This window comes from Bradyrhizobium sp. GW821-FHT13H06 (assembly GCF_058803975.1).
Map to the genome: position 1 here is coordinate 1067799 of NZ_JBXAPN010000003.1, position 21776 is coordinate 1089574.

Consider the following 21776-nt stretch of genomic DNA (forward strand, 5'->3'; position numbering starts at 1 on the left):
CGCCGCCCCTCACGATACGGCCTCACGCGATACGCCGCGACAGCCGTCACACCTTGAGCACGCCCGGGAAGTGATGCTCGAAGGCGCCGCGGTAGTCGGTCGCGTTGTTCATGTTGTAGTAAACCACGCGGCGTACCCAGGCCTTCTGCGATTCCATCACCTTCTTCATGAACGGATCCGCGCCGAGCTGGGCGATCAGACCGTCCCACGCCTTGATCTGCGCGTCGAACACCGACTTCGGCGTCCGCACGACGTTGACCTTGTCCTTGTTGATGAGCTCCTGCAGGTCCTTGGAATAATAGTCCATGCCTTTCCATTCGTTGGCGGAGGAAGCAGCTTCGGCTGCGTATTGCAGGATCGCCTGCTGTTCCTTCGGCAACGCGTTGAATTTGGTCCGGTTGAACATGATCTCGAAATATTCCGTCGCCTGATGGTGGCTGCCCATCATGTAGTTCTTGGCGACATCCTGTGCGCCGAAGCGCCGGTCCGAGGTCGGATTGTTGAACTCGAACCCGTCGATCACGCCGCGCTCCATCGCGGGCACGATCTCGCCGCCGGGTAGCTGCGCGACGGATGCACCCATCGCCTGGAAGAGATCGGCGGCAAGGCCCACCGTGCGATACTTCAAGCCCTTGAGATCCGCGTCGCTGGTGATGGGCTTCTTGAACCAGCCGAGCGGCTGGGTCGGCATCGGCATGGCGAAGAAGCTCTTGATGTTGACATTCATGATCTGGGTCTGAAGCTCCTCAAACAGCTCCTTGCCGCCGCCGTTGTGGATCCAGCCGAGGCCTTCGTTGGCGTTGAAGCCGAACACGGGACCTGTCCCGAACAGCGATGCTGCCTTGTGTTTGCCGTACCAGTAGACCGTCACCGTGTGTGCTGCGTCGATCTGGCCGCCATGAACGCCGTCGAACACCTGGAATGGATGCACGACCGAGCCGCCGACCAGATAGTCTATGCGGAGCCGGCCCCCGGCCATCTCGTTGACGCGCTTTACATAGTCTTCGGCCATCTCGTTGAAGACATCGGCCTTGCCCCACGAGCCCTGCATCTTCATGGTCACTGTCTGCGCCCGGCTGACTTGCGGCATGGCGATGGCAGCAGCGCCGGTCGCGCCGGCGGCCAGCAGGAATTTGCGACGAGTTGTTCTGGTCTTTTCAGACTTTGCAGTCATGGACGTCCTCCCTGGCGGCCTGGTTGTTCGAACGCGTTTCGGTGCGCTTCGTTTTTAACCGCTGGGGGCGTGCCGCATTCCAGCGACTTTGATCACAGTCTGGACGCATTGCCGGCATCCGACAAGCTGCGCGATGTCGCATTTTGGATGTCGGCGAGCTTTTGGTTTGCAGGAGTCGCATAACCGTCGCGTGTCGCAGCGCAGCAAATGCAGACGTTCTCTCAGACTTCGGAAAGCTGCGTGCACCGCCGAAGAGAAGCTGGCAGCGCGGAAGGCCGGACGGAAGGGTTGGCTGACTAGATTAGGGCTGCGATGCGCGCCGCCGGGCCAGTTGGTGCAGCACCGTGTCGATGGCCGGCACCGCTCCGGTCTCGCGCAGCCATGTGTCGGCCAGATCCCTCAATTCGCCCGGCGTCAGGCCGAATTTGCGGCGGAATGCGCGAATGAAGGTGGAATCGCTGCTGAAGCGCATGTCGACGGCGAGCTCGATCAGACGGCCGTCCTGCGCGGACGGCGATATCAACCGCCGGAATGCGAGATTGAGCCGCTGCTCCCGTACATAATGCGCAAGCCCGCCCTCGGCCTCGAACAGCCGGTAGAGCGTCGCGCGCGAGATATGGAAGTGGCGGCAGAGCCCCTCGCTGGCGAGCGCATCGGTGTCGAGATTGTTCGCGATGTGGCGCTTGATCATCGTGAGGTAAAGATGGCGCTCGGCGCGCTCGAGGCCCGCGACGATTTCGGCCGTCCCGCCGGCCGCGGCCGCCACGAGGTCGGCGATCGCCTCGACCGTGGCCTCGGCATTGCCGATCCCGGTTTCCGTTCCGGGCTCGGACGGCAGGCCAAGCGCGGCATAGTGGCTCGCGAGCAGGCGGGCATGAGGGTGGTCCGACGGCAATAGGGTTGCCGTCGCCGCATCCGGATATGCGAGCCGCGGCGCCAGCATCGCGCGCTGCAGGACGATCGTCATCAGATGGGTGCGGCCGCCGCCGGCGCGCAGCGCCGTCCGGTTCGGTTGCGCCATGTCGATGAGAACGATGTCGCCGGGTCGCAGCGCGACCTCGCGCCGGCCCGAGCTGAACTGCATCTCGCCTTCGACGCAGAGGGTGATCTGAAAATGATCCATGACGCCGCGGGCGACGTGCGCGGGCGTGCGGTCATAGTCCTGGTCGGAGGCACGCGTGTCGATCAGCAAGGCGTTGCGGGTCATCCATGTCACCGTGGTGACATGGAAATCGTTCTCCGCGGTACGCGGAACGACCTCGCAGATGTCGGCCGTCATGGCCCGCAAGTGCGCGAGCGCCTCCGGACCGCGCCCGGGATTGTCGGCTGCCATGCTCCCGGTCAACGCTATGTCGTCCACATCCCCTCACGATGCGGAAAGACCGCACGCAACTGATTTCCCGATCTCGGCTCTGGATGTAGCCATTCGGAAATCAGTGCGCAAGCGAGAGGCGGGTTGTTCGCAATGATAGATGCAACTCATGCGAGATCCGCATAGATTCTGTCTTGCTGAGACGCTGGGCACATCACCCGGCGTGCCGTCCTGTTAGAGATTCTCCCGTCTCTGGAATGCGAGCGCGCCATGCGGCCCGCGCCGTCGGAATGGGGTTACCGCGTGGGATCAATGGGAATTGAGGGCGCCGATCGTCGGCAACGACGTTCGCGCAGCTGCCGTCGTCGCCGGACAATGAGAGGTTGCGGGATGCTCGCCATCCTGGTTCTGCCGTATCTCGGCTCGACCTCCGCCAGCCGCGCGCAAATCGACAATTACGGGCTTTGGACCGCAATCAACAGCACGCCGGGGCAGGCGATCGAGTTCGGCACTCTGACCAACGCTCCGATCGGGTCCGCTTTTGCGACGAGCGCCTATCCTCACGCCGCAGTGTTTTCGGCCGATGGCCGTTTCGCCTATGTCGCTGCCATGTCCGGCGCGGTGGACGTCATCGACGTCGTCAGCCGGACGGTTGTCGCGACCATACCCGTCGCCGTCGGGCCGGCAGGATTGGCGCTCAGCCCTGATGGCTCGAGCCTCTATGTGACGTCCTCCGGGGCCAATTCCGTCACGGTGATCTCCACCGCGACCAATCTCGTGGTCGGTTCACCCATCGCAGTTGGTGCAGTCCCTTACGGCGTTGTCGTCTCGCCGGACGGGACCCGGGTCTATGTGGCCAACGAGGGCTCCGCGAGCGTTTCGATCATCGACGCCGCGTCGAAAACCGTCATCGGCGCGGTCGCGGTCGGAGGCGGCCCCTCCGGCATCTCCGTGTCTCCGGATGGAAGCCGGATCTACGTGGCCAATCAAGGCGGTGGCGTCTCGGTCATCGATGCGGCCTCGCAATCGGTGGTCACGACGGTTTCGATCTCCGGGCTCCCGCTGCATGTTGCAGTCAGCCCTGACGGGTCGCGGATCTACGTAACGACGCAGACCAACGTGCTCGTGGTGATCGATGCACTGACGAACACCGTCACGGCAAACGTCGCCCTGTCCAGCCACGGCGTCGGAGTGTCCCTGACGCCCGACGGAAGTCGCGCCTACATCACGACCGGCGCCGGGTTTTACGTGCTGGATACCGCCACGAACACGATCGTATCCTCCCCCTCGATGCCGATCGCGGACAACGGCACTTCCGGTGCGGCCTTCATTGGACCGAACGTCATCGTTGCGGCGGGTGGGGCGGTCTCGGCTGGCAGCGACGCCGCGCTCTCGGCGCTGAGTTTCGGGCAATACGTCAACTTCAATGGTGGTGCGCTGCGCTTCACGGGCGCTTTCAGCACCGCGCGGACGATTTCGCTGCTGGCGGGCGGCGGCACGATCGACACCAACGGCTTCAATGCGACGTTGTCCGGACAGATCATCAACACGGGGGCCCTGACCAAGACGGGGCTGGGCACGCTGACGCTGACCGGAGCCAACACCTACAGCGGCGGCACCTTCGTCAGCGGCGGCACGCTGGCCTTGAGCGGCGCCGGCACGCTGGGCGACGCCGGCGGGACGACCACGGTCAACAGCGGTGCCACGCTCGATCTGGGCGGCACGGCGCAGACCCAGGGTGCGGTCGGCCTCAACGGAGGCACGATCCGCAACGGCAATCTGAACGCGCCCGTCACGTCGACCGGAGGCGTCCTCAATGGCATCGGCGGGACCGCGAGCCTGACGACGACGGCCGGCTTCACCATGTTGGTCGGCAACAACGGCTATACCGGGGCCACGACCGTGAATGGTGGTGTGCTCGACGTCGAAGGAACCATCACCGGCACCTCTTCAGTCACGGTGAATGCCGGTGGCGTGCTGATGGGAGCGGGCACGATCGATCCATTGTTGGTGACGATCGCCGGCGGCGGCACCCTGGCGCCCGGCAACGGCACGCCCGGCAGCGTCACGAGCATTGTCGGCGATATCGCCCTGCAGCCGGGCGCGATCTATCAGGTCCAGGTCAATCCGTCGACGGCGTCCTCCGCAAGCGTATCTGGCACCGCAACCCTCGGCGGCGCCACCGTGAACGCGGTGTTTGCGGCCGGCAGCTATATCGAGAAGAGATACACCATCCTCAGCGCGGGCGGCGGCATCTCCGGCACCTTTGCCTCGACGGTTGTCAGCAGCAATCTGCCGGCGAACTTCAAGACCGATCTCAGCTACGATGCGAACAACGCCTATCTCGACCTGTCGCTCGCCTTCGTCCCGCCGCCGGCTTCCGGCCTGAGTGGCAATCAGCAGGCGGTGGCGAATGCACTGGTCCATTCCTTCGACGTCAACGGCGGCATTCCGTTGATCTACGGCCGCATGACGGCGGCAGGGCTGACGCAAGCCTCCGGCGAACAAGGCACGGCCACGCAACAGACGACGATCAGCGCGATGAGTCAGTTCATGGGCCTGCTCACCGATCCCTTCGCGCAACGGGAGAGCGGGCCGGGTCCGGCGAACAGCGCGGCTGCACTTGCCGAAGACTTTCAGTCGAGCGCCTATGCCGCCCGCAAGCGCACCGACGCCTTTGCCATGCTCGCCAAGGCGCCGGCGCAGGGATTTGTGCAGCGCTGGAGCGTGTGGGCTGCCGGCTTCGGCGGATCGCAATCGACCCATGGCAGTGCGAGGGATGGTTCCAACGACACGACGAGCCGCATCGCGGGTACGGCTGTCGGCGCGGACTATTGGCTCGCGCCGAGCACGAAGCTCGGCTTCGCGCTCGCCGGCGGTGGCACCGGCTTCGACGTCAACGGTCTCGGCTCCGGCCGCTCCGATTTGCTCCAGGCCGGCGCATATCTGTACCACGCGAACGGCCCGGCCTACGTTTCCGCCGCGCTGGCCTATGGCTGGCAGAACATGACCACCGATCGCACGGTGACGATCGCCGGCACCGATCGCCTGCGCGCCGCGTTCGACGCCCATGCGTATTCCGGTCGTCTCGAAGGCGGTTATCGCGTGGTCGCGTCATGGATCGGCGGAATTGGCCTTACGCCTTATGGCGCGATGCAGTTCACGACGCTCGATCTCCCCGGCTATGCCGAGCAGGCCGTCTCCGGCTCGTCGGCATTCGCCTTGAGCTACGCCGCGAAAAGCGTGACCGACAGCCGCAGCGAGCTCGGCCTGCGTACCGACAGGTCCTTTGCGATGCAGGATGGCGTGTTGGCCCTGCGCGGCCGTGTCGCCTGGGCGCATGATTTCAACCCCGATCGTGCGGCGGCCGCAACCTTTCAGGCGTTGCCGGTCGCAAGCTTCGTCGTCAACGGCGCGGCGCAGGCGCGCGACGCCGCGCTCACGACGGCTTCGGTCGAGATGAGATGGCCGACCGGCTGGTCGGCGGCGGCCACTTTCGAAGGCGAGTTCTCCAGCGTCACCCACAGCTACGCCGGCAAGGGCAGCGTTCGCTACGGCTGGTGAGCACCGTCATCCCTCCAGCGTGAAGCCGACGCGCAAGGTCACCTGATAGTGGCCGACGGTGCCGTTCTCGATGTGGCCACGAGTCTGCACCACCTCGAACCACTTCATCTCGCGAATGGTCTTCGACGCGCGGCTGATCGCGTTCTTGATCGCGTCCTCGATCGAGGTCTCGGACGATCCGACCAGGTCCAGGATCTTGTAGACATGGTCTTGCTCGGCTGCAGGCATGATGGGCTCCTTGGTTGCGCTGCGGCACGCGTCGTCGCGTGGGCTCCCATCTGAACGAGCGCCAGGCGGTCCGGTTCCATCCTGCGCGATGGCCCGCATGCACCAGCCGAGGTGGAGCGGCCGGCGTCCGCCTGCTAAGCGCTAGCCATGGATTCGGCGCAGCGCGACAGGACGATCGGCTCTCTCTGCCTCTGCGTGACGGCGTTCGGCTGGGCGTTGAACTGGCCGCTGATGAAGCTGTTGCTCCAGCAATGGCCGCCCCTGTTCGCACGTGGCCTTGCCGGGATCTGCGCCTCCCTCATTCTCGTGACCCTCGCGCTGAGCCGGAAGGAATCGTTCGCCGTGCCGCGCGAGGCCATCCCGCGGCTGCTGTTTGCGACCTTCACCAACGTCTTTGCCTGGATGGGTCTCGGCACGGTCGCCATGAAATATGTCACCGTGAGCGAGGGCGCTCTGCTCGCCTATACGATGCCGATCTGGGCGATGCTGTTTGCCTGGCCGGTGCTGCACACGCGGCCGGCCGCAAGGGATATTTTCGGGCTGGTCCTAGGCGTTGCCGGCGTCACGCTGCTTCTGAGCGGCAACGGCTTTGCGTTCGGCGCCGACAAGCTGCTGGGCATCGTGCTGGCGCTGCTCTGCGCCATCCTGTTCGCGCTCGGCAACGTGCTCAACCGCAAGCCGCTGCCGATGCCGCCGCTGGTCGTCGTCGCCTGGCAGGTCGGTCTCGGCTGCGCCGCGATGCTGATCCTCGGCGTCCTGTTCGAGCGTCCTGATATCACTGCGATGACCCCGCTGGGGCTCGGCTGCTTCGTCTATATGACGCTGGTGCCGATGGGCATCTGCTACGTCACCTGGTTCGAGACGCTGCGCCGTCTGCCACCGACCACGGCCTCGACCGGCATGCTGATCGTTCCCGTGATCGGCGTGGTCTCCGCCGCCATCATCCTGGGCGAGCCGCTGGGCCTGCGCGAATGGACGGCGATGGCACTCACGCTGGGCGGCGTGACACTTGCCTTGCAGCGGGGGTAAGGCGCGGAGGTTCGGTCCTACGGATCCAGCTCCGTATCCCAGTACAGATAGTCGAGCCAGCTGTCGTGCAGGTAGTTCGGCGGAAACAGGCGGCCGTTGCGGTGCAGCTGGTGCACGGTGGGTGCGAACGCGTTCTGGCGCGGAAACATCTTTGCCTGCGCAGGGGTAAGATTGCCCTTGCGCAGGTTACACGGCGAGCACGCCGCGACCACGTTCTCCCAGGTGGTCTGGCCGCCTTTGCTGCGCGGGATGATGTGATCGAAAGTGAGGTCTTCGGGCGAGCCGCAATATTGGCAGGCGAAACGATCGCGCAGGAAGACGTTGAACCGGGTGAAGGCGGGGTGGGTGGTCGGCTTGACGAAGGATTTGAGCGAGACGACGCTCGGCAGCTGCATCTGCAGGGTGGGACTGTGGACCGCCTGATCGTAGTGAGCGACGATATTGACGCGGTCGAGGAACACCGCCTTGATCGCGTCTTGCCACGACCACAACGACAGTGGGTAGTAACTCAGCGGCCGGAAGTCCGCATTCAGCACCAACACCGGCCAACTGCCTTGCGAGACATGTGCGTTCAAGTAACGCTCCCGGCCTCCAATATACGCTGCGAAGCAGCATGTACTGACATACTACATGCAGCGTGACGGGATTGTGAAGCCCGTTGAGCGACTTATTCAAGCGCAAGCAATGCGGCGGCGGAGTGGCAAAGTTGCTCAAAATGCCGCGACCCCGGGGGCGCGCGGAACCGCCGCCCCGCGTCGTGATGGCCCCTCCGCGGCAGCTACTCCCGTACCCGCTCCAGCTTCTGCAGGCACCGCGTCGTGCGGACCGCGGCCGGCATCTCCTCGTCCGGAAAGCTGGTCTCCCAATTGGTGACGCCGACCTCGCCGACATAGATGTCGCCCTGCGAGTCCAGAGCGATACCGTGCGGCGCGAGGAATTTGCCGCTGGCAACGCCCGGCCCCGTTTCGCCACCAAGCCGCGCGATGCGATTTCCCTTGGCGTCGACGATCGACAGTCGCGGGCCGAGATTGGGCACATTGCGGTTGATGGCGAGGCCGGGGCCGAGCTCGCCGATGACGAAGGTCGGGCTCTTTCCGCCGCCGCAGCAGCACAGCGCGCAGGGCCGGTGCAGATTGTTCCACTGCGCCTCATACCTGCCCTCGCCGTTGAACACCTGCACGCGGTGGTTCTCGCGGTCGGCGACATAGACCCAGCCGTCGGCGTCGGTCGCGATGTTGTGCACGATGTTGAACTGGCCGGGGTCGGTGCCGGGCTCGCCCCAGCTTTTGAGCAGCTTGCCGTCAGGGGTGAATTTGTGCACGCGCGCATTGCCGTAGCCGTCGGAGACGTAGATCTCGCCCTTCGGTGACAGCGCGGTGTGGGTGCAGCGGTGGAACGGCTCGCCGCTCATGAACGGCGCCGGCCTTGCGGGAATGCCGATCGTGAGCAGCACCTTGCCGTCGGTGGTGCATTTGCGCACCGTGTGGTCGCCGTCATCGGTGCAATAGAGGTTGTCGTCGGCATCGATGTGCAGACCATGCGCGCGGGAAAACAGTCCTTCGCCCCAACTGCGTACGAAATTGCCTTCGCGGTCCAGCACCACCATCGGGTGGGCGCCGCGGTTGAAGACGTAGACGTGGTCCTTGCTGTCGACGGCGACCGAGGCGACGTCGGTGAGCTGCCAGCCGTCGGGAAGTTTCGCGAAGTTTTCGACGACGCGGTAGCGATGCTCGCCGCTGCCGAGAATGGCTGGCATTTGTGATCTCCCTCAATTTGGCCGTCGGCGCGACGCCCTCTCCACGCTGTCATTGCGAGCGCAGCGAAGCAATCCAGAATCTTTCCGCGGATATGGTCTGGATTGCTTCGCTGCGCTCGCAATGACGATGGCGCTCAAGCCGAGCTCACCTGCCGCCCCAAAATCCCTTCCTCGACCGCCTTGATCTGGAGCGCGAGATATTTCGAGTTGATCCGGCATTGTGCGAGGCTGCCGGCGATGAACCAGAGGCCGGGCTGCTTCGTGCGCGCATACATGTTGCGCAGCTCGAAACCGTCGCCGAAGCCCCAGATCGGACCGACGCGGTCGGCGACGGCATCGCCGAACAGTTGACGCACCAGATATTCCTGCGGCTTGTAGCCGGTCGAAAGCACGATGAGGTCGGCTGCGATGGTCGAGCCGTCCTTCATCCGCGCGCCGTTCGTGACGAAGCTCTCGATGTCGGAAAACTGCCTGAGCTTGATCTTGCCCTCGACGATCAGGTTGGAGCAGCCGACATTGAAATAATAACCACCGCCGCGCGTGAGGTATTTGAATTGCCAGCCAGTGCCGGCATCGCCGAAGTCGAGCTTGAAGCCGACGCGACGCAGACCATCGAGCAGCTCCTTGTCGAGCTCCTTCGATTGCTCCGTGAGCATCACATGCGTTGTCTTCGCCAGCGGCGTCGGCATCGAGGCCGCGATCAGGTCATTGTCCTCGAGCGTGCCTTCATTGTAGGTCGCGTAGGCGAGCTGCGCCGACGGCTCGATATTGGTGACCAGCGTCGGCGAGCGCTGCACCAGCGTCACTTCGGCGCCGCTGGAATAGAGATCCTGCGCGATGTCGTGGCCGCTGTTGCCGGTGCCGATGACGATGGCGCGCTTGCCGGTCCAGTTCTCGCCGTCCTCGTAGCGGCTGGAATGCACCAGCGCGCCCTTGAAATTGTCGAGGGTCGGGATATCGGGAACATTGGCGATGCCGCTGACGCCGGTCGCCATCACCACGTGACGCGGATGCATGGTGCGCTTGCTGCCGTCGGAGCGGCGCAGCGTCACGGTCCAGTGGCCGCTGGCCTCGTCATAGGCGCCGCCTTCGAACTCGGTGCCGGTCCAGAAGTTCAGCTCCATGGCATCGACATAGGCTTCGAACCAGTTGGCGAGCTTGTCCTTTGGAATATAGGTCGGCCAGCTCGGCGGGAAGGGCATGTAGGGCAGGTGATTGACCTGCACCTGATTGTGCAGCGTGAGCGCGTGGTAACGCTTGCGCCAGTTGTCGCCGATCCGCGCCCCGCGATCGACGATCAGTGTGTCGACCTTCAACTGTTTCAGCCGCGCCGCAATCGCGAGCCCGGCCTGGCCGCCGCCGACCACCAGCACGGCTGGATCGCGTTCGGCATAGTCGCGCGAGGCGTTGCGCAGGTCGAGCCAGTTCGGCCCGCGAAAGTCGCGCGAATAGGCCTGGCCGCGGGGCCGCGAGGTGCCGAGTTGCTCCTCGAAGCCCTTGAGCTCGACGAGCGCGGTCAGCAGCGTCCATGCCTTCAACCGGTCGCCGTCGGTGCTGTCGGGTATGAGCCGCAGGATACCGCTGCCGCGGCCGAGCGCGGTTTCGAAATCGAAGATGGCTTCGATGGTGTTGGTACCGGCGCGCGTCACCCAGCGCGGCGGCGCGCGGTTGGGCGCGATCCTGAAATGAGACGGCGCCGCTTTGGGCGCGAGCGCCGTCAGCTGCTGCACGACCGTGTCGCTGCCAGTGATTGTTTGCAGGTTCCAGCTCAGCGCCAGCACATCGCGCCAAAAGCCGTCGGCGAGGAAGAGGCGGTGCAGGGTGGCGCTATCGGGCTTGTCCAGGGCGCGCTCGAATTCATCGAGCCAGGCCTGTGCGGAGACGGAAATATCCTTGGTCTTGTCCAGCATGCGCGACCTCATGGCCGTCTTCGCGGCGTTTCCTCTGAGGCTGACGCTATACGGTTTCGCGGACCACCAAAAGCGGGCGACCCGAGCGAGGCAGGCATGCGGCCCTGCTCGGACGGAATATGCCGGGCGATGCTTCAAGCCGGGATTCGGTGGCGGCCGGCTAAGGCCCGTCCGGCCTGCGGTCCGTCCAGTAGGGATCGCGGAGCTTGCGCTTGAAGATCTTCCCGGTCGCCTCCCGTGGCAGCGCATCCAGGAACTGGATCTCCTTCGGCACCTTGAAGTTGGCCAGCCGCTCGCGCAGAAAAGCCTGCACCGCAGCGGCGGAGAGCTCTTCGGCCAAATCGGGCTCGATGCAGGCGCACAACCGCTCGCCATATTCCGCGTCCGGGATGCCGAACACGGCGCAATCGCGGACGCCGGGCATGGCGATCAGCACATTCTCGATCTCGGCCGGATAGATGTTGACGCCGCCCGAGATCACCATGTCGCGCTTGCGGTCGCACAGGAACAGATAGCCGTCCTCGTCGAGATAGCCGACGTCGCCGACGCTGACGAGACCGTCGCGCCCGGCCTCGGCGCGCGCCTGCGCCTTGCCGTGATAGTCGAAATCGGGCACCGCCGTCTGGCGCATGTAGATCTCGCCGACCTCGTTCGCGCCACAGAGGCTGCCGTCGTCGCGAAAGATCTTGACGATGCCGCCTTCGATGGCACGGCCGACCGTGCCGGGCTTCTTCAGCGCCTCCTCGGCCGAGTGCCACACCGGGATGCCGGTCTCGGTCGAGCCGAAATATTCGTTGATGACCGGTCCCCACCACGCGATCATGGCCCGCTTCACCTCGGGCGGGCAGGGCGCCGCGCCGTGCACGACGAAGCGCAGCGACGACAGGTCGTAACGCTGCCTGACGGCCTCGGGCAGGCGCAACAGGCGGACGAACATGGTCGGCACCATGTGGATGTGCGTCACACGGTGGCGTTCGATCAGCGCCAAGAGCTCCTCGGCATCGAACCGCGCCTGGAGGACGATGGTGCAGCCGTTGCGGAACGCCATCATGCCGTAGGAATGCGGCGCCGAATGATACATCGGCCCGTTGATCAGCACGACCTGGCCCTCGCGCGGCTTGATGCCGTAGGCGATCGCGCCGACGCGCTCGGAGGCCGCCGCTTGCTCGGGCTGCATCGGCATGCGCCGCACGCCCTTCGGCATGCCGGTGGTCCCCGAAGTGTAGATCATCGCCGCGGCCCGGCGCGGCGGCTCCTGCGATTCCGGATGGCCATCGCGCCAGCGGTCCCAATCCGTCGATCCGGTCGGGACCTCGGTCAGGTCGGGGGGAATTGCGAAGGTCGCCGCGAGCTCTGGCGGCGTCGCGACGACGAGCAGGCGGACATCGTCCGGAATGCCGCCGCGAATCTGCGGCAGCAGATCGGCGTGGCAGACCAGGATCCTGGCGCCGCTGTCGGTCAGGATGTAACGGACCTCCTCGGCCTTGAGATGCCAGTTGATCGGCACCACCGGGCTGCCCAGTGCGGCCGAGGCCGCAACCACCTCGAACAGGGCGAAGTCGTTGCGCAGCATCATCGCGACCGGCGCGCCTTCGGCAAGGCCGAGGGCGCGAAGCCCGCTCGCGGCGCGCTTGATGCGCGCCTGGATCTCGTCATAGCCGATCCGGCGTTCGCCGCTGATGATCATGGTCCGTCCCTGTTCCACTGGAGTCAGCGATCGTCGAGTATGTCGCCGAAACCCACCCAGCTCTTGCCGTTGAAGCGCCGGAGCTGAAGCTGCTGGAACGGCAGATAGTCATCTGGACCGGTCGAAACGGTGATGCCCGGCAGCAGCAGCGGCAGCTTCACCTCCTTCAGCGAGGCCGCCTGGCGCATGATGTTCTCGCGGCTGAAATCACCCTTGCAGGCCTTCAGCACGGTCATCAGCAGCGTCGCGTAGTGGTAGCCGGCCGCATAGTTGGAGTTGGAGAGGTCCGCATTCGGCATGTACTGCTTCATGAAGGCGAAGTACTCCTTCACCCCGGGATCGCCGGCCCATTGCGGGTCCATCGTGTCCTTCTGATTGCTCGACGAGATCAGGCCGACCGCGTTGTCGAGCCCGGCCGGCTCCAGGAACGAGATCGACGAGGCCGAGGTCGGCACGAAGAACAGCTCGGGCTTCCAGCCGATCTCGGCCACGCCCTTGATCATCTGCGAGGTGAACTTTCCGAGCACGACGCCGAACAGCACGTCGGCGCCCGATGACTTCAGGGTCGAGAGCTGCGAGCTGATCGTCGGCGCGCTGGTCTCGTAGGTCTGCTCGGCGATGATCATGCTGGCGGCCTTGTCGCCGAGCGCGCGCTTGAAGCCGGCGACATAGTCGCGGCCGAAATCGTCGTTCTGGGACAGGATGGCGATCTTGGCGCCCGGCTTGGTGCGCAGCACGTGCTTGGCATAGACCACGCCCTCGGATTCGTAGGCGGCCATGCCGGGCATGGTCCATGGATATTTCTGCGGGTCGGCCCATTTCGTCGCGCCGGAGAGCACGAAGAGCTGGGGCACCTTCTTGCCGTTGAGGTAGCGCTGCACGGCGCTGTTGGTGGCGGTGCCAAGCGAGCCGAACATCATCAGCACCTCGTCCTGCTCCACCAGCTTGCGGGTCTGCTCGACCGTCTTCGGCGGCGAGTAGGCATCGTCCAGCGTGATGAACTTGACCTTGCGGCCGTTGATGCCGCCATCGGCATTGATCTTCTCGAAGAAGGCTTCCTGCGTCCGCCCGATCGCGCCGAAGCCGGATGCCGGCCCGCTATAGGGCAGGGTCTGTCCGATGCGGATCTCGTCGCTGCCTTCGCCATGGGCGCTCCCGCCGGCGAGCGCCAGCAGGGACAGGCCGATCAGTGCGGCTGCCAGCTTCATTGCATCCTCCCGTTTTTGCCAGTTCGAGACGTCAGGCGCTCGCGCGCATCAGGAAATCCTGCCGGGCCTGATCGAATTCACTCTTCATCCGATCGACGAGCTCCGCGACGGGAGGGACATCGGTGATCTGGCCGATGCCCTGGCCCGATCCCCAGATGTCGCGCCACGCCTTCGATTTCATGTTGCCGCCGGAGCCGAAGTTCATCTTCGATTTGTCGGCGGCCGGCAGGTTGTCCGGGTCTAGCCCGGCGGCAGCGATCGAAGGGCCGAGATAATTGCCATGCACGCCGGTGAACAGGTTGGTGTAGACGATGTCGTGCGCGGCATGCTGCGTCAGCGCGGACTTGTAGGCTGCGTCGGCATTGGCTTCCTGCGTCGCGATGAAGCGCGTACCCATATAGGCGAGATCGGCGCCCAGCGTCAGTGCGGAGGCGATGCCGAAGCCGTCGCTGATTGCGCCCGACAGCAGGATCGCGCCGTCGAACCATTGCTTGACCTCGCGCACCAGCGCGAAGGGCGACAGCGTGCCGGCATGTCCGCCCGCACCGGCGCAGACCAGGATCAGGCCGTCCACGCCCTGTTCGGCGGCCTTGCGCGCATGCTTGACGTTGATGACGTCGTGGAACACCAGCCCGCCATAGGAGTGCGCGGCCTCGACGATCTCCGCCGGTGGCCGCAGTGAGGTGATGATGATAGGCGCCTTGTGCTTTACGCAGGTCTCCATGTCCTTCATCAGCCGGTCATTGGAGGCATGGCAGATCTGGTTGACGGCGTAGGGCGCAACCTTCTTGCCGGGATTGCGCGATTTGTATTCGCCGAGCTCGTTCTCGATGCGGCTCAGCCACTCGTCCAGCTTCTCGACAGGACGGGCATTGAGCGCGGGAAACGAGCCGACCACGCCCGCCTTGCACTGGGCGATCACCAGCTCCGGTCCGGAAACGATGAACAGAGGTGAGCCGACCACGGGCAGCTCGAGTGAATCCTTCAAGAGAGTGGGCAGCGCCATCATGTCCTCCTGAAACGCGGCCCCGCCGGCGGGCGGATGACGAGGCGTTTCCCTGTTGATTGTCGCGCGGGCGGATTGCCGCCCGCGTTTGCGGATTTGATCCCACTATAAGGTTGGACGGCGTGCTCCGGCCGTCCAATAATGAACGGATGGTCATTCAGATATGAACAGGCGGCCGATGGACTGGGACCTTTGCAAGACCTTCGTCGCGGTGGCCGATACCGGCAGCTTCACCGCCGCCGCCCGCCGGCTGCACACCAGCCATCCCACCGTCAGCCGCAAGATCGCGGCGCTGGAAGCCCAGCTCGGCACCCGACTGGTGGCGCGCGCCGCCGACGGCCTGGCGCTGACCGCGGATGGAAGGACGTTGCGTGAGCACGCGGAGGCAATGGCGGCCGCGGCGCTACGGGCCGAGACCGCGGTCGCGGCGGGAGGACACAAGGCGCGCGGCATCGTCAAGCTGTCGATCGGCGCGACGCTGGCCTCGCATTGGCTGATGCCGCGCTTGCCTGCCTTCCTCCGTGCGCACGATCATATCCAGCTGGAGATCATCACCCATCCGTTTCCGGCGAGCGTCCGCCGGCGTGAGGCGGACGTGGTGCTGCGGCCGTTCGACAGCGGCGAGGAAAACCTGGTCGGTCGCAAGATCGGCCGTCTCGGCACGGGATTCTATGCCTCGCGCGATTATTCCGCCGGGCGGCCCTTGCCTGAACGGCGCGGCGATTGGAAGGAGCACAGCGTCATCGGCTTCGCCGACCAGGCATCCAATGCGCAGCTTGCGCGCTGGAGCGACGTCGTCACGCGGCAGGCGAGGGTGGTGATGCGCTGCTCATCCCAGGGGGACATGCTGGCGGCGGTCCGCGCCGGGATCGGAATCTCCGCGCTCTCGTGCTTCGTCGCCGAAGCCTATTCCGATCTCGTCCGCGTCGCCCCGCAGAAGCTCGCCAGCGTCGCGGATCTATGGCTGCTGGCCCATCCCGACCTCGTCGAGCTTCCGGCGGTGCGCGCCGTGGTCGACTTCGTCGCCGAATGCGCCCGGGCCGACCGCGCGAGGCTGCGCGGTTAGCCCGATCCCGCGAGCACGCCCTCGCGCTTCTTCACTGCGCGATAGTAGCTCCACCACAGATGCGCCGCCGCGCCGCGCAGTGGCCTCCAGGGTTCGGCAAGCGGCGCCATCTGCTTCTCGGTCGGCCGCGCCTTCAGACCGAGCCCGATACGGATGCCCTCCTGCACGGCGAGGTCGCCGGCCGGCCAGGCATCGCCGTGGCCGAGGCAAAACAGGAGATAGACGTCCGCGGTCCAGGGGCCGATGCCGGGCAACGCGATCAGCGTGTGATGGGCGGCATCGGCATCTTCCTCCGCGAGCACGTCGAGATTCAGCCGCTCGGCGGCGATCTCGCGCGCCAGATGCTTCAGCGTCTTGATCTTTGCGGCGGAGAGGCCGAGCCGCCCCAGCCGGTCGGTGCGGGCGCTGCGCACCGCGTCATGGTCGAACGGATCGAACGCGGCCGACAGCCGACCCCAGATCGCCGCGGCGCTCGCGGTCGAGAGCTGCTGTCCGCAGACGATGTGCGCAAGGCCGGTAAAGCCCGGCTCGCGCCGCCGCAGCGCAGGCATGCCCGCGATCTCGAGCACGGGCCTGAGGCGCGGATCGCGCTTGATCAGCGCGTGGACGGCCTCTTCGAGATCGGACTGGGTTTCGAGGTGGATGGTCATGATGGTCCGACAAGCTCTCCGACGTCATGGCCGGGCTTGTCCCGGCCATCCACGTCTTTCTAACCGTGACGTATTGTCTAGCATGAGCGGTGGTTGTGGTGTTTGTCCGGCACCTTGACATGATCGGCAGGCGGCATCGAAGAACGTGGATGGCCGGGACAAGCCCGGCCATGACGAGATATGTCGACTGATGCCACCCGTTTTCCGATTTGCCCCCAGCCCCAACGGCCTCCTGCATCTCGGCCACGCTTTTTCCGCGCTGCTCAACTTCGATCGCGCGCGGGAGACCGGCGGGCGGCTGTTGCTGCGGATCGAGGACATCGACGCGACGCGCTGCCGGCCGGAATACGAGGCGGCGATCTACGAGGATCTCGCCTGGCTCGGAATTGCCTGGGAAACGCCGGTGCGCCGGCAGTCCGAGCATCTCGGTGATTATCGTGCCGCGCTGGAAAGGCTCTCCGCGCTCGGTCTCGTTTATCCCACTTTCGAAAGCCGGGCCGAGATCGCAAGGCTCATCGCCGCGCGCGAGGTGGACGGGCCGTGGCCGCGCGATCCCGACGGTGCGCCGCTTTATCCCGGCGACGCCAAGTCATTGTCGGCTGACGAACGGTCGCATTTGATCGCATCAGGCGCGCCTTATGCGCTGCGGCTCGACATGCAGGCCGCCTGCCGCCGTGCCGCCCGTCTGAACTGGAATGAGCACGGCGAGGGACCGGACGGCGAGCGCGGCATCGTCCCGGCGCGGCAGGAGGCGTGGGGCGACGTGATCCTGGCCCGCAAGGAGACGCCGACCAGCTACCATCTGTCGGTGGTCGTCGACGACGCGCTCCAGGGCGTCAGCGAGATCGTGCGGGGCCAGGACCTGTTTTACGCCACCTCGGTGCACCGCCTGCTCCAGGTCCTGCTCGGCCTGCCCGAGCCCGCCTATCGCCATCACCCACTGATTCGCGATGAGGCGGGCCGGAAGCTGTCGAAATCGAGCCGGTCGACCGGCTTGCGCGCCTTGCGCGCGGCCGGCGTCACGTCCGCCCGCGTCCGCCAGCTGGTGGGATTAGGTTAAGTTTCTCTGGGGGTTAGCAAAACGTCGCCGTGACTCCGGGTGTTCCTCCGTGCCATGCTCGGTCCGCGCGGGGTTCGAAGAGAGTACTTCGAAGGGGATTCATGGCGGCGAAAACGCGTCCAGTGCGCACCACGCGGACGTCCAGGCGGCTGCCTCGGAAGCGGTCCGGGCCGGCCGGAAAGGTGCGCAAGCGCAGCACCAAGGCGGTCGCGCCCGACGTGGTCCAGGCGGCGCTGGCCGCCTTTGCCCATGAGGTCCGCACTCCCCTGACCGGCATTCTGGCGATCAGCGACCTGCTCGCGACTTCCGATCTCGGCGAACGGGAACGGCGGTGGGCCGATACCATCAAGGCCGGTGCCGAGCATCTGGCGAGCCTTGCCACGCTGTTCGTGGATGCCGCCAGAACCGGCAAGGGAACGGGGAGGGGCGGCAGCACGCTGCGGCAGGACCTGTTCGATCTACGGACGCTCGCCCGCAGCGCCGGCGATTCGCTGGCCGGCCGCGCCGCGGCCAAAGGTCTCCAGGCCGAGGTCGAGATCTCCGACAAGCTCCCGGGACTCGTGGTCGGTGATCCCGTCCGCCTGCGCGCGGCGCTCGAGAACCTGATCGACAATGCCGTGAAATTCACCGACCAGGGCGGCGTGGCGCTCGCAGTCGAGCCGTGGCGTCCCGCCAAAGCAAAGGGCAAGGGCAGGGTCGGTGTCTCCTTTGCGGTGTCCGACAGCGGCATCGGCCTGACCATGGCCGAGATCAAGCGGCTGTTCCGCCCGTTCACCCAGGCCAATGTCACCATCGCGTCGCGCTTCGGCGGCGCCGGCTTGGGGCTCTCTTCGGTCAAGCAATTGGCACGTGCGATGGGCGGCGACATCACCGTCGCTCCGCGCCGCGGTGGTGGCGCCACCTTCACGTTGACGGTGTCGCTGGACGCCACGGGATCGGACAAGAGCAGCAAGGCGAAGGGTAGCGGGCCCGAGGCGGTCGCGGGCCTTCGCGTGCTCAGCGTCGAGGACAATCCGTTCGGCCGCGTCGTGCTCAACACGATCCTGACCGAGCTCGGCCATCAAGCCGAGTTCATCGGGCGCGGCGAGGACGCGGTCGGCCGGCTGGAGCAGGGCGGGTTCGACGCGGTGCTGATGGACATGGTGCTGCCGGGCATCGACGGTATCGAGGCCATCAGGCGGATCCGCGCGCTGTCGACGCCGCTGGCCCGGATCCCGATCATCGGCGTGTCCGGTCGCGGCGAGGACGAGGCAGCATCGCGCGCGGCCGGCGCCGACGCTTTCCTGGTCAAGCCTGTGTCTCCGCGGGCTTTAGCGACTGCGCTGCTTGAAGCGACACGCCATGAGGAAGCCGCGACTTGATGATCGCGGCGTTGAGCTCACCGCCGTAAACGAAGATCGCGGCGATGAAATACAGGAACACCAGCGCAATGATCACCGAGGCGAGCCCCGCATACATGGTCACGTAGTTGTTGGCGAAGCGCGCCAGATACTGTCCGAAGACGACGCCGGAGACCAGGGACGCCACCACCGTGAAGATGATGCCCGGCATGATCTGGAGGAAGCTGCGCCGTCCCGCCGGCAGCCAGGCGTGCAGGATGAACAGCGCAACCACGAGCGCGCCGATGGTGATGCCGTAGCGCAGCCAGGTGAGAATGCTTTCGTTCGATTCGACGAACAGGGGAATGTGGCGCCGCGCGGCCTCGATGATCAGCGGACCGAGCACGATCAGGAACGCCATCGCAAGGGCAGTGAAGGCTGCAATCAGCGTATAGGCAATCGATTCCAGCCGCAGCCAGTACCAGCGTCGCATCTCCACCACCGCGTAGGCGCGGTTGAGTGCGACCCGCAGCGCCTCGACGCCGTTGGAGGCGAAATAGACCGACAGCGCCGCGCCGATGGTCAGAATGCCGGTGCGGGTCGTGGTCAGCACGTCATGCACCTCGCCCGAGATCGAATCGGCGACCTGCTTGGGCCAGACCTGGAGCATCAGGCTGGCCGCCTGGTCGGCGAGTTCCTTGGAGCCGAAGACGCCGGCGAGCGAGGTCAGCACGATCAGGAACGGGAACAGCGCCATCAGCGTCGACAACGCGATGTGGCTTGCGATCGCCCAGCCGTCATCGGCGAGGAAGGTGTAGAACGCATCCATCACGACGACGTAGATGTAGCGGATCGCTTTCAACGGCCACCTACACCGCTGCTCTCTTTCCCCGCACGCGGAGAGAGGCGAAGAGAGCAGGCAATTGGCGCAAATCGGAAATCATTCCGCTACCATCTGACATTATTGGGTCAAAAGCCAGATCGCGAAACGCTCCGCCGTCATTCCGGGGCGCACGCAGCGCGAGCCTCGAATCCCATTTGGCCGCAACGCACCTGGAGGAGTGGATTCCGGGCTCGATGCTTCGCTTCGCGGCGGAGTGACGCCGGCGTTTGCTGCGGCACCATGGCGCATCCGCGCACGTGGTGTTATCTACGTCCAATGGCATCTCTCTTGAGTACTTTCATCCTGCCGGCGGCCGCCGGCGCCGTGGCGTTGGTGCTGCTGCTTGGGCTCATCAACATGATGCGCGGCGGCTCGCCCAATACCTCGCAGAAGCTGATGCGCTGGCGCGTGCTGCTTCAGTTCCTGGCGATCATCATCGCGATGCTCGCGGTCTGGGCGATGGGCCGATAGGGCATGACGGAAAAGTGCGTAGCGGCTTTCCGACAAGATCACGCCCTGAAACCAAGGAAACCAGCATGGTGGTGCTGAACCGTATCTACACCAAGACCGGTGACGACGGCACGACGGCGCTCGGAACCGGCGAGCGGCGTCCGAAATACGATCTGCGCATCGAAGCCTATGGCACCGTTGACGAGACCAATGCCGCGATCGGCGTGGTCAGGCTCCATACGCGGGACATGCCCGACCTCGATGCGATGCTCGGCCGCATCCAGAATGATCTGTTCGATCTCGGCGCCGATCTTGCCGTGCCCGAACGGGAGGGCAAGGCTGAGCGGCTGCGGGTGGTGACGAGCCAGGTCGAGCGGCTCGAGCGCGATATCGACACGCTCAACGACAAGCTCGCTCCGCTGACCTCCTTCGTGCTTCCCGGCGGCACGCCGGCCGCAGCCTATCTGCATGTGGCGCGCACGATATGCCGCAGGGCGGAACGCGTGATTGTGGAACTGGCGGCCCGGCCCGGCGAGCAGGTCAGCGCGGCTGGCATCCAATATATGAATCGCCTGTCCGACTTCCTGTTTGTGGCCAGCCGGACGGCTAACGGCAATGGCGCCGGCGACGTGCTTTGGGTTCCCGGCCAGAACCGCTGACCCATCGCGCTCCCGCATTTCAGAAGGCCAAAATTAGACCCGTTCGCGCGTTGACCGGGGCAGATCAGGCCTTTAGGTTCCGCGCCAGTTGATAACCCCCCTCCCAGATTGAGTGAAAGAGGATCGATGAAGGTCTTAGTGCCGGTAAAGCGGGTGGTCGATTACAACGTCAAGGTCCGCGTCAAGGGCGATGGATCGGGCGTTGAACTCGCCAACGTCAAGATGTCCATGAACCCGTTCGACGAAATCGCAGTCGAGGAAGCGCTGCGCCTGAAGGAAGGCGGCAAGGCCACCGAGGTCGTGGTGGTCTCCATCGGACCTGCGCAGGCATCGGAGACGATCCGCACTGGCCTCGCCATGGGCGCCGACCGCGGCATTCTGGTGAAGGCCGAAGGCGCCGTCGAGCCGCTCGCCGTCGCCAAGATCCTGAAGAAGGTTGCCGACGAAGAGCAGCCGGGCCTGATCATCCTCGGCAAGCAGGCGATAGACGACGACTCGAACCAGACCGGCCAGATGCTGGCCGCGCTGCTCGGCTGGTCGCAGGCGACCTTCGCTTCGAAGCTCGAGGTCGAAGGGTCCGACTTCAAGGTCACCCGCGAAGTCGATGGCGGCCTCCAGACCGTCAAGCTGAAGGGACCGGCGATCGTCACCACCGATCTCCGCCTCAACGAGCCGCGCTACGCCTCGCTGCCCAACATCATGAAGGCCAAGAAGAAGCCGATCGCGGAGAAGACCGTGGCCGATTACGGCGTCGACGTCGCCGCGCGTCTCGAGGTTCTCAAGACGACGGAGCCGGCGGGCCGCAAGGCAGGCGT

Annotated in this window: 19 protein-coding genes; 8 read left to right on the forward strand and 11 right to left on the reverse strand. The window is 65.4% G+C overall.

Annotated features, from left to right (window positions below; all coding sequences use genetic code 11):
* Positions 1-46: 46 nt before the first annotated feature.
* Both AC1RQP_RS17415 and AC1RQP_RS17420 read right to left on the reverse strand, forming a co-directional pair.
* Positions 47-1174 carry a TRAP transporter substrate-binding protein gene (locus AC1RQP_RS17415; protein WP_239620625.1) on the reverse strand — a complete coding sequence of 376 codons (1128 nt, stop codon included), beginning with the start codon at positions 1172-1174 and terminating at the stop codon, positions 47-49.
* A 301-nt stretch (positions 1175-1475) separates the two neighbouring features.
* Positions 1476-2507 carry a helix-turn-helix domain-containing protein gene (locus tag AC1RQP_RS17420; protein WP_239620627.1) on the reverse strand — a complete coding sequence of 344 codons (1032 nt, stop codon included), beginning with the start codon at positions 2505-2507 and terminating at the stop codon, positions 1476-1478.
* Between the two features lie 369 nt (positions 2508-2876).
* On the opposite strand from AC1RQP_RS17420, the gene AC1RQP_RS17425 reads away from it, so the two are divergent.
* On the forward strand, positions 2877-6050 hold the full coding sequence (locus tag AC1RQP_RS17425) for an autotransporter domain-containing protein (protein ID WP_492937834.1): 3174 nt from the start codon (positions 2877-2879) through the stop codon (positions 6048-6050).
* Between the two features lie 6 nt (positions 6051-6056).
* Here AC1RQP_RS17425 and AC1RQP_RS17430 read toward each other — a convergent pair whose 3' ends face one another.
* Positions 6057-6278, reverse strand: a complete 222-nt coding sequence (locus tag AC1RQP_RS17430; protein ID WP_239620633.1) for a dodecin — start codon at positions 6276-6278, stop codon at positions 6057-6059.
* Between the two features lie 147 nt (positions 6279-6425).
* Between AC1RQP_RS17430 and AC1RQP_RS17435 the strand changes: the two genes are divergently transcribed.
* The gene (locus AC1RQP_RS17435) at positions 6426-7307 is read left to right on the forward strand and encodes a DMT family transporter (RefSeq protein WP_492937835.1); all 882 of its coding nucleotides are present in this window, start codon (positions 6426-6428) and stop codon (positions 7305-7307) included.
* A 17-nt stretch (positions 7308-7324) separates the two neighbouring features.
* Here the strand turns inward: AC1RQP_RS17435 and AC1RQP_RS17440 are convergent, their stop codons facing one another.
* The 6 genes from AC1RQP_RS17440 to AC1RQP_RS17465 form a co-directional block, all read right to left on the reverse strand.
* Positions 7325-7882: an HNH endonuclease gene (locus AC1RQP_RS17440; protein WP_028134115.1), complete on the reverse strand. Its 558-nt coding sequence runs from the start codon at positions 7880-7882 to the stop codon at positions 7325-7327.
* A 203-nt stretch (positions 7883-8085) separates the two neighbouring features.
* Positions 8086-9063 (reverse strand): peptidyl-alpha-hydroxyglycine alpha-amidating lyase family protein, encoded by a 978-nt coding sequence (locus tag AC1RQP_RS17445; protein ID WP_492937836.1) that lies wholly within the window; start codon positions 9061-9063, stop codon positions 8086-8088.
* Positions 9064-9197: 134 nt separating this feature from the next.
* Complete coding sequence (locus AC1RQP_RS17450; protein ID WP_492937837.1) at positions 9198-10973, reverse strand: flavin-containing monooxygenase; 1776 nt, start codon at positions 10971-10973, stop codon at positions 9198-9200.
* Positions 10974-11133: 160 nt separating this feature from the next.
* Positions 11134-12660, reverse strand: coding sequence for an acyl-CoA synthetase (locus tag AC1RQP_RS17455; RefSeq protein WP_492937838.1), 1527 nt, complete (start codon positions 12658-12660; stop codon positions 11134-11136).
* A 23-nt stretch (positions 12661-12683) separates the two neighbouring features.
* Positions 12684-13868 carry an ABC transporter substrate-binding protein gene (locus AC1RQP_RS17460; RefSeq protein WP_492937839.1) on the reverse strand — a complete coding sequence of 395 codons (1185 nt, stop codon included), beginning with the start codon at positions 13866-13868 and terminating at the stop codon, positions 12684-12686.
* A gap of 31 nt (positions 13869-13899) precedes the next feature.
* The gene (locus AC1RQP_RS17465; RefSeq protein ID WP_492937840.1) at positions 13900-14874 is read right to left on the reverse strand and encodes an NAD(P)H-dependent flavin oxidoreductase; all 975 of its coding nucleotides are present in this window, start codon (positions 14872-14874) and stop codon (positions 13900-13902) included.
* A 178-nt stretch (positions 14875-15052) separates the two neighbouring features.
* On the opposite strand from AC1RQP_RS17465, the gene AC1RQP_RS17470 reads away from it, so the two are divergent.
* Positions 15053-15940 carry a LysR family transcriptional regulator gene (locus AC1RQP_RS17470; protein WP_492937880.1) on the forward strand — a complete coding sequence of 296 codons (888 nt, stop codon included), beginning with the start codon at positions 15053-15055 and terminating at the stop codon, positions 15938-15940.
* Here AC1RQP_RS17470 and AC1RQP_RS17475 read toward each other — a convergent pair.
* On the reverse strand, positions 15937-16590 hold the full coding sequence (locus tag AC1RQP_RS17475) for a DNA-3-methyladenine glycosylase family protein (RefSeq protein WP_492937841.1): 654 nt from the start codon (positions 16588-16590) through the stop codon (positions 15937-15939). The two genes, AC1RQP_RS17470 and AC1RQP_RS17475, sit on opposite strands and share 4 nt — an antisense overlap.
* A 190-nt stretch (positions 16591-16780) precedes the next feature.
* Between AC1RQP_RS17475 and gluQRS the strand changes: the two genes are divergently transcribed.
* Complete coding sequence (gene gluQRS, locus AC1RQP_RS17480; protein ID WP_492937842.1) at positions 16781-17650, forward strand: tRNA glutamyl-Q(34) synthetase GluQRS; 870 nt, start codon at positions 16781-16783, stop codon at positions 17648-17650.
* A 101-nt stretch (positions 17651-17751) separates the two neighbouring features.
* Positions 17752-19011 (forward strand): ATP-binding protein, encoded by a 1260-nt coding sequence (locus AC1RQP_RS17485; RefSeq protein WP_239620657.1) that lies wholly within the window; start codon positions 17752-17754, stop codon positions 19009-19011.
* Here the strand turns inward: AC1RQP_RS17485 and AC1RQP_RS17490 are convergent.
* Positions 18938-19831: a YihY/virulence factor BrkB family protein gene (locus AC1RQP_RS17490; protein WP_061880683.1), complete on the reverse strand. Its 894-nt coding sequence runs from the start codon at positions 19829-19831 to the stop codon at positions 18938-18940. The two genes, AC1RQP_RS17485 and AC1RQP_RS17490, sit on opposite strands and share 74 nt — an antisense overlap.
* Before the next feature lie 297 nt (positions 19832-20128).
* On the opposite strand from AC1RQP_RS17490, the gene AC1RQP_RS17495 reads away from it, so the two are divergent.
* The 3 genes from AC1RQP_RS17495 to AC1RQP_RS17505 all read left to right on the forward strand — a co-directional run.
* Entirely contained in the window at positions 20129-20323 is a 195-nt protein-coding gene (locus tag AC1RQP_RS17495) for a twin transmembrane helix small protein (RefSeq protein WP_239620658.1), read from the forward strand.
* A 65-nt stretch (positions 20324-20388) separates the two neighbouring features.
* The gene (locus AC1RQP_RS17500) at positions 20389-20961 is read left to right on the forward strand and encodes a cob(I)yrinic acid a,c-diamide adenosyltransferase (protein WP_239620660.1); all 573 of its coding nucleotides are present in this window, start codon (positions 20389-20391) and stop codon (positions 20959-20961) included.
* Between the two features lie 126 nt (positions 20962-21087).
* A partial coding sequence (locus AC1RQP_RS17505; RefSeq protein ID WP_492937844.1) for an electron transfer flavoprotein subunit beta/FixA family protein occupies positions 21088-21776 on the forward strand: 689 nt, incomplete at its 3' end.

Coding starts and splice junctions, on each gene's coding strand:
- AC1RQP_RS17415 (WP_239620625.1), bottom strand. CDS start 1,174: ATGACTGCAAAGTCTGAAAAGACCAGAACAACTCGTCGCAAATTCCTG.
- AC1RQP_RS17420 (WP_239620627.1), bottom strand. CDS start 2,507: ATGGCAGCCGACAATCCCGGGCGCGGTCCGGAGGCGCTCGCGCACTTG.
- AC1RQP_RS17425 (WP_492937834.1), top strand. CDS start 2,877: ATGCTCGCCATCCTGGTTCTGCCGTATCTCGGCTCGACCTCCGCCAGC.
- AC1RQP_RS17430 (WP_239620633.1), bottom strand. CDS start 6,278: ATGCCTGCAGCCGAGCAAGACCATGTCTACAAGATCCTGGACCTGGTC.
- AC1RQP_RS17435 (WP_492937835.1), top strand. CDS start 6,426: ATGGATTCGGCGCAGCGCGACAGGACGATCGGCTCTCTCTGCCTCTGC.
- AC1RQP_RS17445 (WP_492937836.1), bottom strand. CDS start 9,063: ATGCCAGCCATTCTCGGCAGCGGCGAGCATCGCTACCGCGTCGTCGAA.
- AC1RQP_RS17450 (WP_492937837.1), bottom strand. CDS start 10,973: ATGCTGGACAAGACCAAGGATATTTCCGTCTCCGCACAGGCCTGGCTC.
- AC1RQP_RS17455 (WP_492937838.1), bottom strand. CDS start 12,660: ATGATCATCAGCGGCGAACGCCGGATCGGCTATGACGAGATCCAGGCG.
- AC1RQP_RS17460 (WP_492937839.1), bottom strand. CDS start 13,868: ATGAAGCTGGCAGCCGCACTGATCGGCCTGTCCCTGCTGGCGCTCGCC.
- AC1RQP_RS17465 (WP_492937840.1), bottom strand. CDS start 14,874: ATGGCGCTGCCCACTCTCTTGAAGGATTCACTCGAGCTGCCCGTGGTC.
- AC1RQP_RS17470 (WP_492937880.1), top strand. CDS start 15,053: ATGGACTGGGACCTTTGCAAGACCTTCGTCGCGGTGGCCGATACCGGC.
- AC1RQP_RS17475 (WP_492937841.1), bottom strand. CDS start 16,590: ATGACCATCCACCTCGAAACCCAGTCCGATCTCGAAGAGGCCGTCCAC.
- gluQRS (WP_492937842.1), top strand. CDS start 16,781: ATGCCACCCGTTTTCCGATTTGCCCCCAGCCCCAACGGCCTCCTGCAT.
- AC1RQP_RS17485 (WP_239620657.1), top strand. CDS start 17,752: ATGGCGGCGAAAACGCGTCCAGTGCGCACCACGCGGACGTCCAGGCGG.
- AC1RQP_RS17495 (WP_239620658.1), top strand. CDS start 20,129: ATGGCATCTCTCTTGAGTACTTTCATCCTGCCGGCGGCCGCCGGCGCC.
- AC1RQP_RS17500 (WP_239620660.1), top strand. CDS start 20,389: ATGGTGGTGCTGAACCGTATCTACACCAAGACCGGTGACGACGGCACG.